Consider the following 22,136-nt stretch of genomic DNA (forward strand, 5'->3'; position numbering starts at 1 on the left):
ATGACGCGCTTGTCATCTGAAAGCGACGCGACGCTCCCCATATCCATGCCATCGCAGGATGGAGATTCGATGCATGGCCAAGCTTGCCCGCACCCGCAACACCCTGGGCGAGAATTCCCGCCTGACCAGCGTGGACCTGCTCAACGCCGCCCTGGCGGACCTGATGGACCTGACCAACGGCGTGCGCATGGCGCATTGGACCGTACGCGACCCGCATTTCGCCGCGCTGCACGCCAAGTTCGAGGAATTCTACGGCCAGATGGGCGAGGCGGTGGATGACGTGGCCGAGCGCATCGTCCAGCTCGGCGGTACGCCGAATGGCACCACCCAGGCGGTGGGCACCGCCACGCGCCTCGCCCCCTACCCGGCCGATCTGCGGGATGGCATGGCCCATGTGGCGGCGCTGGCCGAGCGCTACGCCGCGCTGGCCGAGACCACCCGCAAGGCGATTGATGCCGCCGCCGAAGCCGGCGACGCCGACACGGCGGACCTCTTCACCGGCGCCTCGCGCATGCTCGACAAGGCGCTGTGGATGCTGGAGGCGCATCTGGACTGACCAGCGATTGATCGCCTTTGGTGGCATCACCAAAGGCGGGTTCCGAGGGGCAGGCCCCTCGACGGGGTCCAGGGGCAGCGCCCCTGGACTACTTTTTCTTGCCGGTGGACTGCGCCCGCAACTCCGCGATGGTGGCGCGGTTCGTCACCTGCTGCGGGTTCATCCGCACCTCGATGATGGCCGGCTTGCCGCTGGCCACCGCGCGCTTGTAGGCCGGCACCATCTCCTCCGTCGCGGTCACCACCTCGCCATGGCCACCGAAGGCCTCGATGAAGCGGGCGAAGTCCGGGTTGGTGAGCTCCGTGCCGGAGACGCGCTCGGGATAGACGCGCTCCTGGTACATGCGGATGGTGCCGTACATCCCGTTGTTGAAGACCATGATGATGGGCGCCACCTTGTGGTGGAAGGCGGTCGCGATCTCCTGGCCCGTCATCAGGAATCCGCCATCGCCCACGAAGCAGATCGCCTGCCGATCCGGGTAGGTGATGGCCGCGCCAATGGCCGCCGGCACGCCATACCCCATGGCGCCATTGGTCGGGCCGAGGAATTCCTGCGCCTCCTTCACATGCATGAAGCGGCTGGGCCAGGTGGCGAAATTGCCCGCATCCGTCGTGAAGATCGTGTCCTTGGGCAGGAGCTTCTCCAGCGCCTGCAGGGCGCGCGCCAGGTTCAGCGGGCCCTCATATTCGGGGGCCACCGCCTGCGCCTCACGCGCCGCGCGGACCTGCTTCCGCCAGGCCGCCCATTTGGGCTTCTTCACCCTCTCATTCTGGATGGCCAGCGCGAAGGCGTTCACGTCGCTGGTAATGCCGAGCGCGGGGCGATAGACGCGGCCGATCTCCGACTGCTCCGGATAGACCTGCACGATGGGGGTGGCACCCGCCATGTCGAGCAGCGTGTAGCCCTGGCTCACCGGCTCGCCCATGCGGGTGCCGAAGGCGAGGATGAGGTCGGATTCCTTGGCGGCCGCCACCAGCGCCGCATCGGCGCCGACGCCGAGATCGCCCGCATAGTGCTTGGACGTCCCGTCGAAGAGCGACTGCCGGCGGAAGGAAACGGCCGTCGGGATGTCGTTGCCCACAAGGAAGTCACGGATGGCGGCACGGCCCTCCGCACTCCAGCGGCTGCCGCCGAGTACGGCGAGCGGGCGCTCGGCCTTGGCCAACAGCTTCATCAGCTTGGGGATGGAATCCGGCGCGGGGTGCGCCGGCGCCACATCGGCGGGGCCGATGTCCGGCACGGCGGAGAGGTGCTTCTGCATCTCCTCGCTGATGGCGACCACCACCGGGCCGGGGCGGCCGCTGACCGCCACGTCGAAGGCATGCGCCATGATCTCGGGGATGCGGTGCGCGTCGTCGATCTGCGTCACCCACTTGGCGATGGGCGAGAACATCCGGCGGTAATCCACCTCCTGGAAGCTCTCGCGATCCGTCTCTTCGCGGGGGATCTGGCCGACCAACAGCACCATCGGAGTGCTGTCCTGCTGCGCCACATGCACGCCGATGGCGGCATGGCAGGCGCCCGGACCGCGGGTCACGATGCAGACGCCGGGCCGGCCCGTCAGCTTGCCATGGGCCTCGGCCATATGAACGGCGCCGGCCTCGAAGCGGCAGGTGATCAGCTCGATGCGGTTGCGGACGGAGTAGAGCCCGTCCAGCAGGTCGAGATAGCTCTCGCCGGGCACGGCGAAGACATGCGTCGCGCCATTGGCCACCAGGGCGTCGGCCAGCAGCTTGCCGCCGCTGCGCTCGCTCGCCTTTTCGGTGGTCTTCGGTTTCGGCGCCTTCGCCATCCTGCTTGCTCCCCTCTGGAATCGGAGGGGAGGCTAGATCAGGCGCGCGCGCTCGTCACTCCACGCGGCGGACGCCGCGCCTGCTGCGATGGATCACACGCCCTTCTGCACGCGGACGCAGCGTGCGAAACGGCCGGGCGACGCCTCGACCAGCGGCGGAACGCCGGCGGTGCACGCGGCCTCGGCATATTCGCAGCGCGGGCTGAAGGCGCAGGTGGTGGGTGCGACGTCCAGCATGGGGGGCGCGCCCGGGATGGTCGTCAGCCGCTTGCCGCGCATGCCCGGATGCACGGTGGCGCCCAGCAGGCCCTGGGCATAGGGGTGCAGCGGACCGGCCATGAGGCCCGAGACCGGCCCCTCCTCCACCACGCGGCCGGCATACATGACGGCCACCTTGTCCGCGATCTCGCCCGCCACGCCGAGGTCATGGGTCACGAAGATCACCCCCATGTCGAGCTTTTCCTGAAGCTCGCGCAGCAGCAGAAGCACCTGGATCTGCACGGTCGCGTCCAGCGCCGTGGTTGGCTCGTCGGCCAGCAGCAGCTTGGGGCGGCAGGCCAGCGCCACCGCGATCATCGCGCGCTGCCGCAACCCGCCCGAGAGCTCATGCGGATAGGCGGCGAGGCGCCGCTTGGCCGAGGGAATCTGCACCAGCTCCAGCAGTTCCAGCGCGCGGGCATCGGCCGTGGCGCGGGAGACGCCCTCGTGCCGCTGCACCGTCTCGGCGATCTGGCGGCCGACGGTGAAGACAGGGTCCAGCGCCGTCATCGGCTCCTGGAAGATCATCGCCACCTCGCCACCGCGGAAATCCGCGAGCTGGCTGTTGCTCATGGCGTTGACGTCGCGGCCATTCACCTCGATGCCGCCCCTGATCTGCGCGAATTTGGGCAGCAGCCGCATCAGCGCGCGCAGGGTGACGGACTTGCCCGAGCCGGACTCGCCCAGGATGCAGAGCACCTCGCCGGCGGCAAGGTCGAGATCAACGCCGTTCACCGCATGCACCGTGCGGTCGCGCGTCTTGAAGGTCACATGCAGGTCGCGCAGCTTCACCAGCGGCGGCGTGTTGGGCTTCAGCGCCGCGCTCATGCCGCCAGACTCCCGGCCTGCGAATGCCCGCTGCCGGGCGTGGCCATGTGGCAGGAAACGATATGCCCGCCACCCAGATCCGCCATGAGTGGCTTGCGGGCGGCGCAGACCTCCTCGGCATGGCCGCAGCGCGTGCGGAAGCGGCAGCCGGAGGGCGGGTTCACCGGATTGGGCGGATCGCCCGTCAGCGGCGGCTTGGTGCGGCGCTTGGCGGGGTCCATGGAGGGGCGGCTGTCCAGAAGCGCGCGGGTATAGGGGTGCGCCGGGCGGTCATAGATGGCGCCCACCGGCCCCATCTCCGCCACCTCGCCCAGATACATCACCAGCACGCGGTCGCTGATGTACTGCACCACGTTCAGGTCGTGGCTGATGAAGACATAGGTCAGGCCGAACTCGGCCTTCAGGTCCACCAGCAGGTTCAGCACCTGCGCCTCGACCGACTTGTCCAGCGCGGAGACCGGCTCGTCCAGGATCACCAGCTTGGGGCGCAGCGCCAACGCGCGCGCGATGTTGATGCGCTGCCGCTGACCACCCGAAAGCTCATGCGGATAGCGGCGGGCGAAGCTCTCGGGCGCCAGGCCCACCGCGGCCAGCAATTCCCGCGCGCGCACCACCGATTCATCGGCCGAGAGGCCATGGATGCGCGGGGCGAAGGCAATCGTCTCCTCGATCGGCAGGCGGGGATTGAGCGAGGCGTAGCTGTCCTGGAAGACCATCTGCACCTGGCGGCGGTACTCGCGCAGCGTCAGGCCGCCCGCCTGGGCATTCTCCCCCACCGCCTCGCCGTCGAAGATCATGGTGCCGGCATTGGGTTCCAGCAGGCGCATCAGAAGGCGCGCCGTCGTGGACTTGCCGCAGCCGGATTCGCCGACGATGCCGAGCGTCTCGCCCTTCACCACGTCGAATTCCACATCGTCCACGGCTCGGACCACCGCCTGGGTGCGGCCGAGCAGCCCCCCTTTCAGCGGGAAATGCTTGACCAGCCCCTTCACGGCGAGGAGGGGCTGCGCGGGACCACCGCGGTCGGGCTTGGGATCGAGAGCGTCCATCAGGGCAATCTAACTCCTCCTGCAACCGGGTGTAACGCACCGCCGGCCGCGCATAGCAGGGCATGGCGCGGCCGATGCCGCAATCCTGGGCAGTCCAACCCGGCCCGAGCCCGCGCCCGGGTCATTCCGATCTCGCCCGGAGCCGGCTCTCCGCCAGCTCCCCCGCCGCCTCCAGGATGGGATAGGCGACGGCGGTCAAGTGGCCATGGATGCGCTTCAGGTCACGGATCATGTCGAGATGAATGGCGCTGGTCTCCAGCGATTCCGAGCGGCCCTCGCGCAGCCGGTCGAAATGCCGCCCCGCGGCCTCGCGCTCCAATGCGCGCAGCCCCGCCTTGTCGGCGAAGAGACGCCGCGCGAGGCCGAGGTCCCGCGTGGTGAAGACGTTCAGGGCGAGGCGCATCGTCTCCATGATGCGGGCATGCAGCGCGCGCAGTTCCTCGAGCCCCTCCTCGGAGAAGGAGAGGCCGAGGCGGCCGCGCTTGGCCGCCAGTTCCATCAGGTTCTTGTCGAGAATGTCACCCACATGCTCGAGGTTCATGACAAAACCGAGAATCCCCACGGCCAGGGTGCTTTCCTCAGCGGACATCTCGGCGCGCGAGGCCTGGACGAGATAGAGCTTGATCGCCTCGTGCCGCCGGTCCACCGCGTCATCAGCACGCTCGACCGCGCGGATGCGCTCATCTTCGCCGGTTTCGATGGCGGCCCAGGATTGCGCCAGCATAGCGTCCACCCGCTCGCCCAACAGGATCGCCTCACGCATGGCGCAACCCAGAGCCTCGGCGGGGGAATCCAGCACGCTCGGGTCGAGGTGACGGGGCTGATCCGCATCGGGGCCAGATGCGGCAGCGGGCAGCAGGCGCTCCAGCAGCCGCGCCACGAGGCCGACCAGAGGCAGGAAAACAAGCGCAACCAGCAGGTTGAAGCCCAGATGCGCCATGCCGACACGCAGGCCCGGCGCGGCGAGGAGCCACTCCAGCCCCTGCCCCAGCGGCGTGGCCAGCGGCAGCGCCAGCACGGCGACGCCGCCGCGCATGCCCAGATTGCCCAGCGCGACGCGCCGCGCCGCCGGGCCGGAACCCACCAGCGCCAGCAAGGGCGCCGCCGCCCCGCCCGCATTGGCCCCGAGCACCAGCGCGACCGAGAGCCCAGGCCCGACCAGCCCCGAGGCGGCGAGCGAAATCACCAGCAGCACGATGGCGAGGCTCGAATGCACCAGCCAGGTCAGCAATCCCGCGAGCAGGAAGGCCAGCAGCGGCTCCGCCCCCAATGTCGCCAGCACCAGGCGCACGGTGGGCGATTCGCGCAGCAGCACGGCGGCAAGCCCCATCTGGGAAAGGGCCAGCAGCACGAGGCCGAGGCCGATCATCAGCCGTGCGACGCCCTTTCGGCGTTCGCCGTTGGCGGTGAGGAAAAGCGGTACGCCCAAGGCCAGCAGCACGGCCCAGAGCCACTTCACATCAGCCGCGAGGAGTTGCGCGGCCAGCGCGGTGCCGACATCGGCGCCCAGCAGCACGGCGAGCGCGGGTGCCGTGCCGATCAGCCCCTGCCCCGCGAAGCCGCCGATGATGACGGCGACGGCGGTGGAGGATTGCAGCGCAGCCGCGGCCAGGACGCCGCCCGCGAAGGCCCCCGCGCGCTGCCGTGCGGCCCCGGCCAGCAGCCGCCGCAGGGGGGCGCCAAAAGCCCGCAGCACGCCGGTACGGACCATCCGCACGCCCCAGACCAGCAGCGCCACGCTGCCCATCAGCAGCAGGAGAATCTGCGTTCCCATCAAGGTTGGGCGGATGCTGGTCGGCTCATCGAAATTCTCTAGCAAACCAGGCCGTCTGGTGCAGTGCCTTTACGCCCGCCGGCGCCTCGCCCATGTTGAGGCACTCTTCGGGAGGCCGGCGGCATGCGCGCGATTTTCGTCATGGTGAAATGCGAGATGGGGCAGGCCTATCGCGTGGCGCGCGAAATGGCGGACAACATCCCCGAACTCTCCGAGATGCACTCGGTTTCCGGCCAATATGACCTGCTGGGGAAATTCTACCTGGAGCCCGACCAGGATATCGGCCTCTTCGTGGTCGAGCGGGTGCAGAGCGTGAAGGGCGTGAAGGACACCTACACGCTGCAAACGTTCAACGCCTTCTCCGGCGCGCGCGGATAGAGCGCCCGCCTCGGGGCCTTCTCCGGCGCGCGCGGATAGAGCGCTCGCCTCGGGGCGCTTTCTGGTGCGCGCGGAGGAAACTTGCGCGAGGCGCCCCGCCATCCAAGGCAATCACGCCATGCTTGTGGCGGAAATGCCTTGATTGCTCCCCGCTCCCGCCACGGAGCGGCTGTTTCCTGCACGCCAGAGGACCAAGGACCCCCCTCCCGGCCCGGCGCCCGAAAACGCCAGGCTGATGCTCTGGAAAGAGCCCTGACGATGCGCAAGCTCCTGCCTGCCCTCGCCCTCACCGGCCTTCTCGGCTTCACCGCCTGCACCGACGCCTATGGCCGCTATGACCCGGTCGCCACCGGCTTTCTCGCCGCCGGCGCCGCCGTGGCGGCGGTGGCCGTCGGCGTCGCGGCCAGCCAGCCGAGCCGCCCGGCCTATTACGGGCGCCCCGCCTATGGTCGGCCCTATTACGGCCGGCCGGTGTATTACGGCGGCTATCGCCCGCCGCGCCGCGCCTACTGGTAGGCGCGCCTCAGTCCCAGGTCCTGAAGGCTTCCATGCCGGCAATGGGCGGCGCCTTGGCGAGCGCCGCCACATCGGGCACCGGCCGGCCGAATTCGGCATCGCCCGCGAAGGCGGCCTCGATCGCGGCGGCCACCTGCAGCACCACGGCATCGCCGCCGCGCGGGCCCACGATCTGCAGGCCGAAGGGAAAGCCCTTCTCGTCCACGCCCACAGGAAGGCTCATCGCCGGATGGCCCGTCAGCGTCACGTAGTAGGCGAGGCTGAGCCAGTGGAAATAGGTGCGCACCGGCTTGCCGTCGATCAGCGCCGGATACAGCTCACGCCAGGGCCGGGGCGAGCAGCAGATGGCAGGGCTGATCAGCACGGAATGCTCGGCGAAGAAGGCCTGGAAGTTGCGGTAGATCTGCGTCTGCCGCGTCAGCGCCGCCGAATTGTCGGCGAAGGTATAGCGCCGCGCCTCTTCGACATTGGCGTGCATGTTGGGGCCACAGAGATGCGGCGTCTTGTCCACCTTCTCGCCATGCGCGGCCAGCACATTGACCGAGCGCAGCACCTCGAAGGCCTCGTCACCGCCCGACACGTCGGGCGTCGCTTCCACCGCGCGGGCGAACATCGGCGCCACGGCCGCCACCACCTTCCGGAAGGCGCGGCGGACGATGCTCTCGGTCGGCGCCAAGCCGAAATCCTCGGTGAAGGCGAGCTTCATGGAAGCGAGGTCGGCCGAGCGGACCGGGTGGAAGAGCTCCGGCCGCTCGCGCATCGCGACACCGGGGAAGCTGTAGGCGAGAGGATCCGCCACATCGTCGCTCGCCATGGCGCCGAGCATGAGGGCGAGGTCGGGCACGTTGCGCGCCATTGGGCCCAGCATGGGCAGGGGCGACCAGCCATGGCCGCGCCGCTCGCTGGGGACGAGGCCGCTGGAGGGACGGTAGCCCACGATGCCGTTGAAGGCCGCGGGGTTGCGGAGCGAGCCGCCCGTATCGCTGCCCGAGGCGAGCGGGATCATGTTGGTGGCCAGCGCCACGGCGGAACCGCCGGAGGAGCCGGCGGCGTTGTAGACCGGGTTGAAGGCGTTGCCCGTGGCGCCCCAGACGACGTTGCGGCTATTGGCGCCCAGGCCGAATTCCGGAACGTTGGTCTTGCCGAGCACATTGCCGCCCGCCTCGCGCAGGCGGCGGACCATGCCCTCGTCATGATCGGGCACATGGTCGGCGAAGAGCGGGCTGCCCCAGGTGGTTCGCAGGCCCTTCGTCGCTTCCAGATCCTTGATGCCGAGCGGCAGGCCATGCAGCAGGCCGAGCTTCCCGCCCTTCATGGTGGCGGCATCGGCGGCCTTGGCGGTGGCGCGGGCGGCGTCGGCATCCATCGCCGTCATCGCGTTCACGGCGGGGTTCACCGCATCGATGCGCTTGAGGCAGGAATCGAGAAGCTCCACGGCGGAGAGCTTCTTCGCGCCGATCATGCGGCGGGCCTCAAGGGCGGTGAGATCACAGGGCTCGGTCAAGACAGTCTCCACTTCCCAGAATGCAAGCCGCCTTCACAGGATCCGGCCGCAAAGCGGCCGGCGCGCGGCGACTGACTTATTGGCCCAGCGCGCCATGCCTGAGGCGCGCAGCCAAGCTGCCGGAGGCGGCGCCCGGCGCTTGAGGGCGGAAAAATCAATACCCCAAAACGCAGCCATCCTTGCGGGGATCGCTGCCGCCGATGAGCACGCCGCGCTCATGGTCCATGTAGATCGCCTGGCCGCCGCCATGCGGCTTCGCGATCGGCTCGCAGACATGGCCGAGCGCGTTCAGCTTCGCGACCGTCTCGGCCGGGATGTGCCGCTCGACCTGGATCTTGCCGTCCTCGGGGAAGAGGCGCGGCGCATCGAGCGCGGCCTGCGGGTTCATCCCGTAGTCGAACATGTTGGAGAGCAGCAGCGTCTGGCCCATGGGCTGGAAATGCCCGCCCATCACGCCGAAGGGCATGACGGCGCGGCCATTCTTCATCGCCATGCCGGGGATGATGGTGTGCATCGGGCGCTTGCCCGGCGCGATGCAGTTCGGGTGCCCCTCCTGCATGCGGAAGCCGAAGCCGCGGTTCTGCAGCATCACGCCCGAACCCTCGGCCAGGATGCCCGAGCCGAAGCTCTTGAACAGCGAGTTGATGAAGGAGCAGGCATTGCCCTCCTCATCCACCACGCAGAGATAGACCGTGTCCTTGTGCTTGGGCATCAGCGTGTCGGACCAGGGCAGTTCAGCCATCGCCCTGGCGTCGCTGATGTTCTTCGCCATGCCGTGCAGATAGGCGTCGGAGAGCAGCGTCTCGACCGGCACATCCACCTGGGTCGGGTCGGCGATCCAGGTGTCGCGGTCGCGATAGCCGAGGCGCGCGGCCTCGATGTGGCGGTGCAGGCGCTCGGCCGACATGGGACCGGCTTCCGGCGCCTTGAAGGTCTCGAGCATGCCGAGGATCATGAGCGTCACGATGCCCGAGCCGTTGGGCGGGCACTCGTAGATCTCCATGTCCTTCCAGGCGCGCTTGATCGGCTCGACGAATTCGGCGCCGCGCAGCGCGTTCGCGAAATCCTCCTCCGTCTGCATGCCGCCGAGTGCGTTCAGGCTCTTCACGATGTCGGCCGCGACCTCGCCCTCGTAGAAGCCGCGCGCCCCCTTGGCGGCGATGGCGCGCAGCGTCTTGGCCAGCGCCGGGAAGCGCATCATGTCGCCCTCGACCGGGGCGGCGCCGTTTTTCAGGTAGTGGCGCGCGGAGGCCTCATTCGCCGCCAGCTTGCCCTTGGCATCGGCCCAGTCGGCCGCCACCCGCTCCAGCACGGGGAAGCCCTCCTCGGCGAAACGGATGGCCGGCTGCAGTAGCGCATCCAGCCCCTTGCGGCCATGCGCGGCGTTCAGCGCCTCCCAGGCCGAAACCGCTCCCGGGATGGTCACCACATGCGGGCTTGTGTCCACGAGCGAAGTGACGCCGGCCGCGTGCAGCTTCTCCATCGAGTAGTTCTGGCCCGCCCGGCCGGAGCCGTTGATGGCATAGACCTTGCCCGATCCCGCCGGGCTGTAGAGGCAGAAGCAGTCGCCGCCGATGCCCGTGCTCTGCGGCTCGATCACGCCCAGCACGGCGACGGCGGCGATGGCCGCGTCCATGGCATTGCCGCCCGAACGGAGGATGTCGAGCGCGGCCAGCGTGGCCGCCGGCATGGAGGTGGCGGCCATCCCGCGCGCCGCGATGACAGGGCTGCGGCCGGGGGCGTGTAAGTCGCGCATCAGGACATTTCCTCGAACAGGCAAAACGTTTCGCGTCTATTCTGGCCGAACCCGGCTCTTCAGGGAACCCGGCCCCCTCTCGCCTCCCGGGCGGAAATGCGATAGCGCCCGCCCATGGAAACGATCACCTACCTCGATTTCGAGAGGATCGACATTCGTGTCGGCACCATCGTGGAGGCCAAGCCCTTCCCGGAGGCGAAGAAGCCGGCCATCCAGCTCTGGGTGGATTTCGGCGGCGCGCTCGGCGTGAAGAAAAGCTCGGCGCAGATCACGGTGCACTACTCGCCGGACCGGCTGATCGGCCGGCAGGTCGTGGCGGTGGTGAATTTCCCCGCCCGCCAGATCGGCCCCTTCATGAGCGAGGTGCTGGTGCTGGGCGTGCCCGATGAGAATGGCGCGGTCGTCCTGCTCAAGCCCGATCTTCACGTGCCCGATGGCGGAAGGATGTTCTGATGGCGCAGCGCTATTTCACCGTCACCTGGGACCAGCTGCACCGCGACAGCAAGGCGCTGGCCTGGCGCCTGCTGGAGCTTGGCCCCTGGAAGGGCGTGGTGGCCATCACCCGCGGCGGGCTGATCCCGGCCGCGATCATCGCGCGCGAGCTGGAATGCCGGATCATCGAGACGGTGAGCATCGTCACCTATGACGAGGAGACGAAGGGCGAGCCGCAGGTGAAGAAGCCGCCCGCCGCCGCGGGCGATGGCGCGGGCTGGCTGATCATCGATGACCTGGTGGATACGGGCACGACCGCCAAGGTGGTGCGCGCCATGCTGCCCCGCGCCCATTTCGCGACGATCTACGCCAAGCCGGCCGGCAAGCCGCTGGTGGACACCTTCGTGACAGAGGTGAGCCAGGACACCTGGATCCTCTTTCCCTGGGACACGGAAGCGCAGTTCATCCCGCCCATCGCCAAGGGCGTGGCGGCGAAGTAGCGCCTATTCCACGCGGGCGACCGCATCGCCCAGCCGGATCGCCCCACCTTCGATCACGCGCGCGGTGATGCCGCCATGGCCGCGCACGGCGTTGTAGCCGCCGGGGCCCAGGACCTCCTCCATGCGCGAGCAGGGGTGGCATTCGCCGCTGTATTCCAGCAGCGCATCACCGATCCGGAAGCGGCGGCCCTTCAGCGCCAACAGGTTCACGCCCTCGATCACGAGGTTGCGCCGCAGCACCTCCGGCGGCAGCGGCGCGCGGCCCAGGAAGGCGCCGATGGCGGCGAGATGCGCGGCGGCGAGCAACGTCACCTGCCGCCCGCCCGTGATCGCACCCTTCCAGCGATCCCCGTCCAGGCCCTGGCCGGGCGCCAGCGTGGCGACCTCCACCGCATGCACAGGCGCGCGGCGCGCCGGGCGCAGGCCGATCCAGGCGAGACGGCCGGGGGCCATCGGCCCATCGAGCAGCCGGGCCATGAGGGAGTCGGGCGGGGGAGGCATGGCGCCATCCTAGCCCGGCGGCATGCCGCTTGCTCCCCCCTTGCCGCGAATGCCCCAGCGCCCCGCTCAGACAGGCAGGACGGCGCGCGGGGCAGGCAATGCCGCCTCCAGGAGCCCAAACTTGATGCAACGCCGCCTTTTCCTTGCTGCCCCGGCCCTGCTGGCCGCGACCGCCGCGCAGGCCCAGACCGCCGCCTGGCCCAACCGCCAGCCCATCCGCTTCGTGGCCGGCTTCCCGGCGGGCGGCCTCGCGGATGCCATCGGCCGCCTCTACGCCGCGCCGCTGGGCGAGGCGCTCGGCACCTCCGTCGTCGTCGAGAACCGCACCGGCGCCTCGGGCACGCTGGGCGCCGATGTGGTGGCCAAGGCCGCGCCGGATGGCTTCACCCTGGCCATCTCCCACGCCATTCCCTTCGGCTTCGCGCCGGGCGTGCTGCCCAGCATGCCCTATGATCCGGTGGCCGATTTCACCCATCTCGCCATGCTGGCCGAGGCGCCGACGGTCACCGTCGTGCTGGGGCGTTCGCCCTTCACCAGCATGGCGCAATTGCTGGAGGCCGCACGCTCGCGCCCCGTGCGCTATGGCTCGTCCGGAGTCGGCTCGGCCGAGCACATCACGGGCGCCGTAGTGGCGCGCGCGGCGCGGGCCACGCAGCTTGACCACATCCCCTATCGCGGCACGGCGCCAGCGCTGCAGGACCTGATGGCCGGGCAGACCGACTGCCTGAACGCGCCCATCACCACGCTGGTCGGCCAGTTGCGCGACGGCTCGCTGCGCATGCTCGCCACCTCCGCCGAGGCGCGCGTGCCGGGCTTCCCCGATGTGCCGACGCTGGCGGAGCTGGGCTATGGCCAGGCGACTCACACGCAATGGATCGGCATCAGCGCCCCACGCGGCCTGCCGCCTGCCATCGCCGAGCGCATCATCGCCGCCGTGCCGCCCATCGCGGCCACGCCCGCCATCCAGGCGCGGCTTGCGGAATTCGCCTCGACGCCGCGCAGCCCCGCGCTCTATGGCCCGGACTTCGCGCGTTTCGTGGCCGGCTTCCGTGACCACTGGGTGGCGATGGCCCGCGCTGAGGGGATCGTCGCGGCCTAGCGCCTGAAGATCCAAGAAACGAGTTTCTTGGCGGGAGAGCGCGAGAGGGCAGCGCCCTCTCGCAGTCATCGTCACTCAGCCACGAAGGCCTGCGTCCGCACCAGCCGGGCGTAGAGCCCGTCCATCGCCATCAGCTCGGCATGCGTGCCCTGCTCGATGGCGCGGCCTTCCTCCATCACCACGATGCGGTCCGCCTTCTGCACGGTGGCGAGGCGGTGGGCGATCACCAGCGTGGTGCGGCCCGCGCGCAGCGTCTCCAGCGCGGCCTGCACAGCGGCCTCGTTCTCGGCGTCCAGCGCGCTGGTCGCCTCGTCCAGCAGCAGCACGCGCGGGTTGCGCAGCAGGGCGCGGGCCAGGCTCACGCGCTGGCGCTGCCCGCCCGAGAGCCGCCCGCCGGAGGGGCCGAGCGGCGTGTCATAGCCCTGCGGCAGGGCGGCGATGAAGCCATGCGCCTGGGCGGCGCGCGCGGCCTCCTCGACCTCGGCGCGCGTCGCACCCGGGCGTCCGCAGCCGATATTGGCGAAGGCCGTGTCGTCGAAGAGCACCGCCTCCTGCCCCACATAGGCGATGGAGTCGCGGAGCGAGGCGATCTTCAGCGCGCTGAGGTCGGCGCCATCCAGCGTGATGCGCCCGCCCGTCGCGTCGAAGAGGCGCGGCAGCAGGGTGATGGCGGTGGATTTTCCCGCGCCCGATGGGCCGACCAGGGCGACCGTCTGGCCAGGCTGTGCCGTGAAGCTCAGCTCCGTGATGGCGCTGGCCGCGCTCCCGGCGTAGCGGAAGGCCACGCGGTCGAAGACCACCTCACCCTTCCCGGCGGGCAGCGCCACGGCGTCCGGCGCCTCGGTGATGGTCCGCTTCTCGTCCATGATGGAAAACACGCGGGCGAGGCCGGCCAGGCCCTCCTGCAGCGCCGCGTTCAGCGAGCCCAGCGAACGCACCGGCCGCGCCGCGATCAGCACGGCGGCGACGAAGCCGGTGAATTCGCCGACCGTCCCCATGCCGCTGGAGACGCGCCAGCCGACGAAGGCCAGCACGAGCGCCACGGTCATCCCGCCCAGCACCTCCAGGATCGGGTCCACGCGGGCGCGCGTCGAGGTGATGCGGTAGAGGCTGGCGCGCAGCTCGGCGAAGGCCTTCTGCGCGCGGCTCTCCTCCTGCGCTTCCAGGCGATAGGTGCGAACCACGCGGGCGGCCGCGAAGCTCTCGTTCAGCAGGGCATTCGTCTCGCCCACGCGGTCCTGCATGCCGGAGGAGGCGCGGCGGATGCGCTTGCCGAGCGTGATGATCGGCCAGGCGGCGATGGGGTAGAGCAGGGCCGCCATCAGCGCCAATTCCCAGTCGAGCCAGATCATCGAGGCGACGAGGCCGATGATGGTCAGCACATCGCCCATGCCGTTCACGCTGCGCGTCAGCGCCTCGCGGATCTGGGTGGCGTCCGTGGTGAAGCGGCTGGCGTGCCGCGCCGGCGCCTCGGCCGCCACCGTCGCGTAGTCGGCCCGGGTGAGTGCGACGAAGAGGCTGTTCTGCAGATGCTCGATGCTGCGCAGCACGGCGCCCTGCATCGTGATCTGCTGGAGATACATGAAGCCGCCGCGCAGCGCCGTCACCAGGATGATGAGCGGCGGCAGCATCCAGAGGACGCTGGTGTCGCCCTGGCCGAACTTGTCGAAGCTCTGCTGGATGATGATGGGATAGAGCGCCGTGATGCCCGCGAGCCCGATGGTGAACAGCACGGCCAGCGCCAGGCGCTTTTTCTGCTCGAACAGGTGCTCCCGCCAGAAGCGGCGGATCAGCGGGAGGGAGGCGGCGGGCTTGCTCATGCGGCGACCCGCTATCAGGAAGTTTCCCGGAGGGCCAGTTGGCGGAGCCGCTCCAGGCAGGCGGCGTGATCCGCCCGGGCGCCGCCCGCGAGCCACCAGTCCCGTACGGCGGCGAGCAGTTGCCCGATGCGTGGGCCACGCGGCAGGCCGAGTGCCAGCGCATCGCGCCCCTGCAAGGGGAAGGCGGGGCCGAGACCGGGCGGCATGGCGTCGAGCAGGCCGGTGTAGTCGGCGCCGGGGTTCGCGGCGGCCGCCACCAGCAGGATTTCGGAAGGCCCTGCGGCCTCGCTTCGGATGCGCGCGCGGGCGGTGAAGCGCCGCAGCGCGTCCGGATCGCGCTCGGATGGCGCGGGCGCCTCGGCGATGGCGTGCAGCGCGCGCAGGCGTGCCGCCTCCTCGCCCGAGAGGCGCAGCCGGGACGCCAGCGCCGTGAGATCGGTGCCGACCGGGAGCAGGAGCGCGATGCGCAGGATCACATCGGCCACGCCGCGCGCCAGCGCGAAGTCCAGCCGCGCGGCCGCGCCCGCCTCGGGCAGCACGGCGGGCAGCACGCCGATCTCGGCCATCAGATTGAGCGCCTCGCGCGGGTCGGGGGCGGCCATCAGGCGCTTGATCTCGCTCCAGACCCGCTCGGCCGAGAGGCGGGCGAGGCCAGGCACGGCGGCGCGGATGGCGCGGACCGCCTCGGCATCCGGCACCGGCCCGCCATAGCGCGCCTGGAAGCGGAAGAACCGCAGGGCGCGGAGGTAATCCTCGCGCAGGCGCTGGTCCGCCTCCCCAACGAAGCGCACACGCCGCGCGGCGAGGTCCGCCTGGCCGCCGAAGGGGTCGTGCAGCACGCCATCCCCGCCCATGGACATCGCGTTGATGGTGAAGTCGCGCCGGGCGGCGTCCTCATTCCAGTTGGTGGTCCATTCGACCTCGGCGTGGCGGCCATCCGTGGCCACGTCGCGGCGCAGCGACGTGACCTCGATGGGCGAGCCGCCCAGCACCGCCGTCACGGTGCCGTGCTTCAACCCCGTCTCGAAGACACGGAATCCGGCTGCCGCCAACCGTTCGGCGATCACCTCCGGCGGGAAGGGGGCGGCCATGTCCAGGTCATGCACCGGCAGGCCGGCCAGTTCGTCCCGCACGCAGCCGCCCACCGCGCGGGCGCCATGCAGGGCGGCGAAGACACGCTGCGGACCCTCAGCGCGGAGATAGCCGGGCAGGCTCACCGCGAGACGCCCTCGCCCGGGGTGATCACGCCCCCCTCGATCCGCGCCGGGACGTAGGTCTCACCGCGCTCGAAGCTGCGGGAGAGGCCATAATAGAGCGCCCCGGCCACGCCGCATGCCACGCCGATCGCGGCCAGCACGAGCAGCCGGCGCGAGGGCTCATGGCCCGGCTTCCGCCCCGAGACCCGCCACCAGACCAGGTAGGCCAGGAAGGGCAGCGCGAAGAGCGAGAACTCCAGGAGAACGGCCATCAGGCCTCCCTGAGGCCGCGCGCCAGGTTCACCAGGATCGTGGCCGTGGCACCCCAGATGAAATATTCGCCATGTGGCCAGACCCAGTATTCGCGCATGCGCCCCTTCCACTCCTTCCGCTCGCGGCGGGGGGCGGCGGGGTCGAGCAGGATGGCCAGCGGAAACTCGAAGGCAGCGGCGACCTCGGCCGGGTCGGGTGTCAGGGTGAAGCCCGGCTCCAGCAGGCCGATGATGGGCGTGATCTCATACCCCGTGCCGGTGCGGTGGCTGGGCATGCGCCCCGCCAGTTGCGGCAGGCGCGGATCGAGGCCGATCTCCTCGGCGCTTTCGCGCAAGGCCGCGGCCTCCGGCGTCTCGCCCGGCTCGATCCGGCCGCCGGGAAAGCTCACCTGTCCGGCGTGATTGGTGAGATGCGCCGCGCGATGCGTGAGCAGCACGGACGGCGCGTCGTCATGCAGGATGAGCGGGACCAGCACGGCCGCCGGCTTGATCGCGCTCCCCCCCGGCAGGACGCCGTCATCGCTGGTGGTGGGCGGCAGGGAATCGAGGAAACCAGGGTGGCTCAGCCGCGCGCGGAGCGAGGCGGCGTTCACTCCGCCGCCAGCACGGGGTCCGCCACTGCCTCATCGATCGGGAAGAAGACGCCCTCGCTCCAGACGCCCATGAGGTCCCGTCCATCCACCGTCTCGGTGACGGCGAGGGCGACCATCTCGTAGAAGACGGCGCGGTTGATCTTCGCCTCGAGTCCCGGACGGACCATGATGTAGGGCCGCGGCTCGCGCGTGCGGGGACAGAGCTGCACGCGGATCGGATGCTCGGCATTGGCCGGCACCACCTCGTCGCAATTGGTGCGGAAACTCAGGCACTGCCGGACGGCGCCGCCGCATTCGCAATCGCGCCAGACCATTTCGACCGCGATGAAGGGCGCGTCCTCGACCTCGATACGCCCGCGTTCCACGGGCGTCTCCAGCATGTAGCTGCCGTCTTCCTCACGCTTGAGGACGCTGGCGAAGAGGCAGACCAGCTCCTTCCGGCCGATCGGGCTGCCCTTGTAGAACCAGGTGCCGTCACGCGCGATCCGCATGTCCAGATTGCCGCAGTCGCGCTTCGCGCCAGCCGGCGGCCGCTGCGGGGCATCGCATGGTGGGTTGCTCACGGAAACATCACTCCGGCGCGCCCATTCCGGGGCGGGTGTCATTTTCGATGCTTTGATCCGGCGATGGGGCGGCATAGTCTTCCCTGGCAATCCACCGTGTGGTTCGGCGATGACACCCAGCGCAGCATCGCCCCCCGCACCTCGTCAATATGGGAAGAGCAACCACATGGGTGAAGTGGCAGACAGCAATTCGTTGATGAAGGAGATCGAATCCCTGGGCGCCCGCCTCCAGAAGGCGCGCGCCTCCATCGGGCGCGTGATCTTCGGCCAGGAGGAGGTGGTGGATCAGGTGCTGATCACCCTGCTCTCCGGCGGGCATGTGCTGCTGGTGGGCGTGCCCGGCCTGGGCAAGACGAAGCTGGTGCAGACGCTGGGCACGGTGATGGGCCTCGACGAGCGCCGCGTGCAGTTCACCCCGGACCTGATGCCGGCCGACATCCTGGGCAGCGAGGTGCTGGAGGAAGGCGCCGACGGCAAGCGCGCCTTCCGCTTCCTGCCCGGCCCGGTCTTCTGCCAGCTGCTGATGGCCGACGAGATCAACCGCGCCTCGCCCCGCACCCAGTCCGCCCTGCTGCAGGCCATGCAGGAGCACAAGGTGGCGATCGGCGGCCAGGTCATGGCCCTGCCCGAGCCCTTCCACGTGCTGGCGACACAGAACCCGATCGAGCAGGAGGGCACCTACCCCCTGCCGGAAGCCCAGCTCGATCGCTTCCTGCTGGAGATCGAGGTGGATTACCCGAGCGAGGAGGCCGAGCGCGCCATGCTGCTCGCCACCACCGGCGCCAGCGAGGCCCGCGCCACGCCCGCCATGACGGCGCAGGAGCTGATCGCCGCACAGCAACTCATCCGCCGCATCCCGGTGGGCGAGCAGGTGGTGGGTGCCATCATGAAGCTGGTGCGCGGCGCGCGCCCCAGCGCCGACGGCCTGCCCAGCGTGCGGGAGAACCTGGCCTGGGGCCCCGGCCCGCGCGCCGCGCAGGCACTGATGCTGGCCACCCGCGCCCGCGCCGTGCTGGATGGCCGCCTGTCGCCCAGCCTGGATGACGTGCTGGCGCTGGCCGCGCCCGTGCTGCGCCACCGCATGGCGCTCTCCTTCGCCGCGCGCGCCGATGGCGTGAAGCTCGCCGATGTGATCGCCGAGCTGAAGGCCAGCCTTGGCTGAGCTGGCGACCCCGGCCCGCGCAGAAGCGGCCGCCGCACGTCTCCCGCCCCTCATCGTGGCGGCCGAGCGGATTGCAGCGACCGTGATGCAGGGCGTGCATGGCCGCCGCCGCTCCGGCCATGGCGACGCCTTCTGGCAATTCCGGCCCTATACGACGGGCGATGCGGCGACGAGCGTGGATTGGCGCCAGAGCGCCAAGGCGGACCGCCTCTTCGTGCGCGAGACGGAATGGGAGGCGGCACAGACCGTGCTGCTCTGGCGTGATCCCTCCGCTTCCATGCAATGGCGCTCGGGGCGTGATCTGGAGACCAAGGCGGAGCGGGCAGATTTGCTGCTGCTGGCGCTGGCGTCCCTGCTGCTGCGTGGTGGCGAGCGGGTGCGGCTGCTGCAGGGGGACCGCCGTGCCTTCATGGGCCGCGCGGCCCTGCCGGCCCTGGCCATGGCGCTGCTGCGCGGCAAGGCGGAGGAAACGCCCGATCTCTCCGTGCCGCGCCATGCGCGCCTCGTCATGATCGGTGATTTCCTGCAGCCCATCCCCGAGATCCAGGCGGCGCTCTCCAGCTTCGCGGCGCGGCCGGTGCGCGGCCAGATGCTGCAGGTGATGGATCCGGCCGAGGAAACCCTGCCCTATGCCGGGCGCATCCGCTTCGATGGGCTGGAGGGCGAGGCGCCCCTGCTGATCCCCCGGGTGGAGACCATCCGCCCACTCTATGCCGAACGCCTGGCCGCGCATCGCGCGGGCCTCGCCACCATGGCCCGCGCCGCCGGCTGGGGCTTTTCGACGCACCGCACCGACCATCCGCCGCATGCCGCTTTGCTGGCGCTGTGGCAGGCGCTGGCTCCGCAATGATCAGCTTCGCCGCCCCCTGGCTGCTGCTCGCCCTGCCGGCCCTGCCGCTGCTCTGGTGGCTGCTGCGCGTGACGCCGCCGCAGCCGCGCCGGATGGACTTCCCCGCCGCCATGCTGCTGCGCGATCTGCCGCTGGCCGAGGAAACGCCCGCCCGCACGCCCTGGTGGGTGCTGCTGATGCGCATCGCCGCCGCCGTTTTGCTCATCCTGGGCCTCGCCCGCCCCGTGCTGGGGCCGGGCGGCGATGCCGGGGGGGCGGGCACGCTGCTGCTGGTGGTGGATGATGGCTGGGCCTCCGGCCCCGACTGGCCACTGCGGATCGCCATTGCCCAGGCCGAGCTGGAGCGGGCGGGGCGCGAGGGTCGGCCGGGTGCGCTGCTCACCACCGCACCCGGCGAGGGCGCCGCGCCGCCCCGCGTCATCGGCCCCATGCCGGTGGGCGACCTCGCCCCCCGCCTCGCCGCGCTCCGCCCGCGCGCCTGGCCACCGGAGCGCGCCGCGGCGCTGGCCGCCCTCGAAGCCTGGACGCGCAACGAACCGGGGCGCTTCTCCGCGCTCTACCTCTCGGACGGCCTCGCCCATCACGACCGACCGGCGGCCGACGCCCTGATGGCGCGCCTCGGCCCCAACCTCACCCTCGCCCGCGCCGAGGAACGCCCGGTCCGGCTGCTCACCCCGCCCCGCGCCGAGGGCGACCGGCTCATCGCCACGCTCCGCCAATCCCCCGTCCTGGTCCCGGGCGAGGCGAACCTCATCGCCCGCGCCCAGGATGGCCGGGCGCTCGCCCGCACCAGCTTCGCGCTTGGCGCCGGCGCCACAGAAGCGCAGGCGGTGCTGGAACTGCCAACCGAGATCCGCAACCGCGTCCATCGCCTCGACCTCGCCGAGGAGAACGGCCCCGGCGCCGTGGTCCTGCTGGATGAGCGCTTCCGCCGCCGGCCCGTGGGTCTGCTGCCCGGCGCCGAGCAAGGCGCGGACGCGCCCCTGATCGGCGACCTCTTCTACCTGGAGCGCGCCCTCAACCCCTTCGCCGAGCTGCGGCGCGGCGATGTGGAGCGCCTTCTGGCACGCCCCATCTCCGTGCTCATCCTGGCAGACCGGCCGGTGGCCGAGGGGCCGGAGCTCGCCGCCCTCACACGCTTCGTGCAGCAGGGCGGCCTGCTGATCCGCTTCGCCGGCGCGCGCCTGGCCGAGCGGCCTGATCCGCTGCTGCCCGTGCAACTCCGCGCCGAGCGGCAATTGGGCGGCTCCCTCTCCTGGGAGCAGCCGCAGCGCCTGGCCGCCTTCCCCGAGGGCTCGCCCTTCGCCGGCCTCGCCGTGCCGGCCGAGGTCACCATCGAGCGCCAGGTGCTGGCCGAACCCTCGCCGCGCCTGGCCGAACGCGTCTGGGCGCGCCTCGCGGACGGCACGCCGCTGGTGACGGCAGAGACGCGCGGCGCGGGGCGGATCGTGCTGTTTCACGTGACGGCCACCGCCGAATGGTCGGACCTGCCGCTCTCCGGCCTCTTCGTCCAGATGCTGCGTCGCCTCGTTGCCCTCTCGGGCGGCGTGGCGGGGACGGAAGGCGAGGCGATGCTGGCGCCCTTGGAGGCTCTGGACGGCTTCGGCCGCGCCGTGCCGCCGCCGCCCGGCGCGCAGCCCCTGCCTGCCACGGGCGAGGTGGTGATCTCCGCGCGCCACCCACCCGGCTGGTATGGCACGGCGGGCGGCGAGGGCTATCGCCGCGCCGTGAACCTGGGCGAGACCCTGCCCGCGCCCACGCTGCACGCGCAGCCGCCCGCCGGCACCACGCTGCGCAGCATCGCCACCATCCCGGCCGAGCGCGACCTCGGCCCCTGGCTGCTGGCCGCCGCCCTGCTGATCCTGGCCGCCGACCTGCTGGTCTCGCTCCGGCTGCGGGGCCTGCTGCTGCCGGCCCGCGCCGCCGCACTCGCCCTGCTGCTGGTCGCAGCGCCCGCCATCGCGCAGGAGCAGGATGGGCAATCCGCCCTCGTCACCCGCCTCGGCTATGTCCTGACCGGCGATGCGGCGCTGGACGAAACCACCCGCCAGGGGCTGGTCGGCCTGTCCGACTTCGTGAACCGCCGCACCGCCGCCACCCTGGCCGAGCCCATGGGCGTGACGCCGGGCCGCGACGACCTCAGCTTCTACCCCCTGCTCTACTTCGCGGTACGGCCCGACGCACCCGCGCTGGACCCCGCGGCGACCACGGCGCTGAACGGTTTCATGCGCAACGGCGGCATCATCCTCTTCGACACGCGCGACGAGGGCTCAGGCGAGGGCTTCGCGCCCGGTGCGCGCCAGGCTCTGCGCCGCGTGACGCAGGGCCTCGCCATCCCGCCGCTCATGCCCGTGCCCGAAGAACACGTCCTGCGCCGCGCCTTCTACCTGCTGGCCGAACTGCCCGGCCGCTTCGCCGGCGGCACGGTCTGGGTCAGCCGCGAGCAGGACCGCGCCAATGACAGCGTCTCGCCCGTCGTCATCGGCGGGCATGACTGGGCGGGGGCCTGGGCGGTGGATGCGCGCGGGCAGAACCTGCACGCGGCGGTGCCGGGTGGCGCGCGCCAGCGCATCCTGGCCTATCGCTTCGGCGCGAACCTCGTGATGTACGCGCTCACCGGCAACTACAAGGGCGACCAGGTACATGTGCCGGCCATCCTGGAAAGGCTCGGAAACTGATGCTCCCCACGAACCCGCCTTCGGCGTCTTCGCGGGGGCCCCGACTGCGTTCCCCACAA

21 protein-coding genes are annotated in these 22,136 nt (G+C 70.8%); 9 read left to right on the forward strand and 12 right to left on the reverse strand.

All coding sequences use genetic code 11. The features are described 5' to 3' along the window. The first annotated feature begins 73 nt into the window (after nt 1-73). Nucleotides 74-556, forward strand: a complete 483-nt coding sequence (gene dps, locus ACQ860_RS08470) for a DNA starvation/stationary phase protection protein Dps (protein WP_431302943.1) — start codon at nt 74-76, stop codon at nt 554-556. 88 nt (nt 557-644) lie between these two features. Here the strand turns inward: dps and ACQ860_RS08475 are convergent, their stop codons facing one another. From ACQ860_RS08475 to ACQ860_RS08490, 4 genes are all read right to left on the reverse strand, one after another. After that, nucleotides 645-2,348 (reverse strand): thiamine pyrophosphate-dependent enzyme, encoded by a 1,704-nt coding sequence (locus ACQ860_RS08475; RefSeq protein WP_431302944.1) that lies wholly within the window; start codon nt 2,346-2,348, stop codon nt 645-647. Nucleotides 2,349-2,441: 93 nt separating this feature from the next. Continuing rightward, nucleotides 2,442-3,434, reverse strand: coding sequence for an ABC transporter ATP-binding protein (locus ACQ860_RS08480; RefSeq protein ID WP_431302945.1), 993 nt, complete (start codon nt 3,432-3,434; stop codon nt 2,442-2,444). After that, the gene (locus ACQ860_RS08485) at nt 3,431-4,483 is read right to left on the reverse strand and encodes an ABC transporter ATP-binding protein (RefSeq protein WP_431302946.1); all 1,053 of its coding nucleotides are present in this window, start codon (nt 4,481-4,483) and stop codon (nt 3,431-3,433) included. Before ACQ860_RS08485 ends, ACQ860_RS08480 begins: the two co-directional genes overlap by 4 nt. A gap of 121 nt (nt 4,484-4,604) precedes the next feature. Beyond that, entirely contained in the window at nt 4,605-6,257 is a 1,653-nt protein-coding gene (locus ACQ860_RS08490; protein ID WP_431302947.1) for a Na/Pi cotransporter family protein, read from the reverse strand. A gap of 123 nt (nt 6,258-6,380) precedes the next feature. Here ACQ860_RS08490 and ACQ860_RS08495 point away from each other — a divergent pair, with 123 nt between their 5' ends. Then, a complete protein-coding gene (locus tag ACQ860_RS08495; RefSeq protein ID WP_213614786.1) occupies nt 6,381-6,635 on the forward strand; it encodes an Lrp/AsnC ligand binding domain-containing protein in 255 nt (84 codons plus the stop codon). Nucleotides 6,636-6,893: 258 nt separating this feature from the next. Beyond that, nucleotides 6,894-7,151 carry a hypothetical protein gene (locus ACQ860_RS08500; RefSeq protein WP_431302948.1) on the forward strand — a complete coding sequence of 86 codons (258 nt, stop codon included), beginning with the start codon at nt 6,894-6,896 and terminating at the stop codon, nt 7,149-7,151. Between the two features lie 7 nt (nt 7,152-7,158). Here ACQ860_RS08500 and ACQ860_RS08505 read toward each other — a convergent pair whose 3' ends face one another. Then, a complete protein-coding gene (locus tag ACQ860_RS08505) occupies nt 7,159-8,655 on the reverse strand; it encodes an amidase (protein WP_431302949.1) in 1,497 nt (498 codons plus the stop codon). Between the two features lie 154 nt (nt 8,656-8,809). Then, nucleotides 8,810-10,411, reverse strand: coding sequence for a gamma-glutamyltransferase (ggt, locus tag ACQ860_RS08510; RefSeq protein WP_431302950.1), 1,602 nt, complete (start codon nt 10,409-10,411; stop codon nt 8,810-8,812). 114 nt (nt 10,412-10,525) lie between these two features. Between ggt and ACQ860_RS08515 the strand changes: the two genes are divergently transcribed. Both ACQ860_RS08515 and gpt read left to right on the forward strand, forming a co-directional pair. Next, nucleotides 10,526-10,864 (forward strand): tRNA-binding protein, encoded by a 339-nt coding sequence (locus tag ACQ860_RS08515; protein WP_431302951.1) that lies wholly within the window; start codon nt 10,526-10,528, stop codon nt 10,862-10,864. Continuing rightward, the gene (gene gpt, locus ACQ860_RS08520; RefSeq protein ID WP_431302952.1) at nt 10,864-11,343 is read left to right on the forward strand and encodes a xanthine phosphoribosyltransferase; all 480 of its coding nucleotides are present in this window, start codon (nt 10,864-10,866) and stop codon (nt 11,341-11,343) included. The genes ACQ860_RS08515 and gpt overlap by 1 nt, the downstream gene beginning before the upstream one ends. 3 nt (nt 11,344-11,346) lie before the next feature. Here the strand turns inward: gpt and ACQ860_RS08525 are convergent, their stop codons facing one another. Further along, nucleotides 11,347-11,844, reverse strand: coding sequence for an MOSC domain-containing protein (locus ACQ860_RS08525; RefSeq protein WP_431302953.1), 498 nt, complete (start codon nt 11,842-11,844; stop codon nt 11,347-11,349). Nucleotides 11,845-11,968: 124 nt separating this feature from the next. Between ACQ860_RS08525 and ACQ860_RS08530 the strand changes: the two genes are divergently transcribed. After that, entirely contained in the window at nt 11,969-12,943 is a 975-nt protein-coding gene (locus ACQ860_RS08530) for a Bug family tripartite tricarboxylate transporter substrate binding protein (protein WP_431302954.1), read from the forward strand. Nucleotides 12,944-13,014: 71 nt separating this feature from the next. Here ACQ860_RS08530 and ACQ860_RS08535 read toward each other — a convergent pair whose 3' ends face one another. Genes ACQ860_RS08535 through ACQ860_RS08555 form a run of 5 tightly spaced genes read right to left on the reverse strand, consistent with a single transcriptional unit; the run spans nt 13,015 to nt 17,387 of the window. Further along, the gene (locus tag ACQ860_RS08535) at nt 13,015-14,763 is read right to left on the reverse strand and encodes an ABC transporter ATP-binding protein (RefSeq protein ID WP_431302955.1); all 1,749 of its coding nucleotides are present in this window, start codon (nt 14,761-14,763) and stop codon (nt 13,015-13,017) included. Between the two features lie 14 nt (nt 14,764-14,777). Continuing rightward, nucleotides 14,778-15,980, reverse strand: a complete 1,203-nt coding sequence (locus ACQ860_RS08540) for a CCA tRNA nucleotidyltransferase (RefSeq protein WP_431302956.1) — start codon at nt 15,978-15,980, stop codon at nt 14,778-14,780. Further along, entirely contained in the window at nt 15,977-16,231 is a 255-nt protein-coding gene (locus ACQ860_RS08545; protein ID WP_431302957.1) for a hypothetical protein, read from the reverse strand. Before ACQ860_RS08545 ends, ACQ860_RS08540 begins: the two co-directional genes overlap by 4 nt. Beyond that, nucleotides 16,231-16,824 (reverse strand): NUDIX hydrolase, encoded by a 594-nt coding sequence (locus ACQ860_RS08550; protein WP_431302958.1) that lies wholly within the window; start codon nt 16,822-16,824, stop codon nt 16,231-16,233. Before ACQ860_RS08550 ends, ACQ860_RS08545 begins: the two co-directional genes overlap by 1 nt. Beyond that, the gene (locus ACQ860_RS08555) at nt 16,821-17,387 is read right to left on the reverse strand and encodes a DUF1285 domain-containing protein (protein ID WP_431302959.1); all 567 of its coding nucleotides are present in this window, start codon (nt 17,385-17,387) and stop codon (nt 16,821-16,823) included. The genes ACQ860_RS08550 and ACQ860_RS08555 overlap by 4 nt, the downstream gene beginning before the upstream one ends. Before the next feature lie 166 nt (nt 17,388-17,553). Here ACQ860_RS08555 and ACQ860_RS08560 point away from each other — a divergent pair, with 166 nt between their 5' ends. Genes ACQ860_RS08560 through ACQ860_RS08570 form a run of 3 tightly spaced genes read left to right on the forward strand, consistent with a single transcriptional unit; the run spans nt 17,554 to nt 22,077 of the window. Continuing rightward, nucleotides 17,554-18,549 (forward strand): AAA family ATPase, encoded by a 996-nt coding sequence (locus ACQ860_RS08560; RefSeq protein WP_431302960.1) that lies wholly within the window; start codon nt 17,554-17,556, stop codon nt 18,547-18,549. Then, entirely contained in the window at nt 18,542-19,399 is an 858-nt protein-coding gene (locus ACQ860_RS08565; RefSeq protein ID WP_431302961.1) for a DUF58 domain-containing protein, read from the forward strand. The genes ACQ860_RS08560 and ACQ860_RS08565 overlap by 8 nt, the downstream gene beginning before the upstream one ends. Further along, nucleotides 19,396-22,077, forward strand: coding sequence for a DUF4159 domain-containing protein (locus ACQ860_RS08570; RefSeq protein ID WP_431302962.1), 2,682 nt, complete (start codon nt 19,396-19,398; stop codon nt 22,075-22,077). The genes ACQ860_RS08565 and ACQ860_RS08570 overlap by 4 nt, the downstream gene beginning before the upstream one ends. Nucleotides 22,078-22,136 lie beyond the last annotated feature (59 nt).

Origin of the sequence: Sediminicoccus sp. BL-A-41-H5, assembly GCF_050632405.1 — a bacterium.
In the GTDB taxonomy this organism is placed as follows: domain Bacteria; phylum Pseudomonadota; class Alphaproteobacteria; order Acetobacterales; family Acetobacteraceae; genus Roseococcus.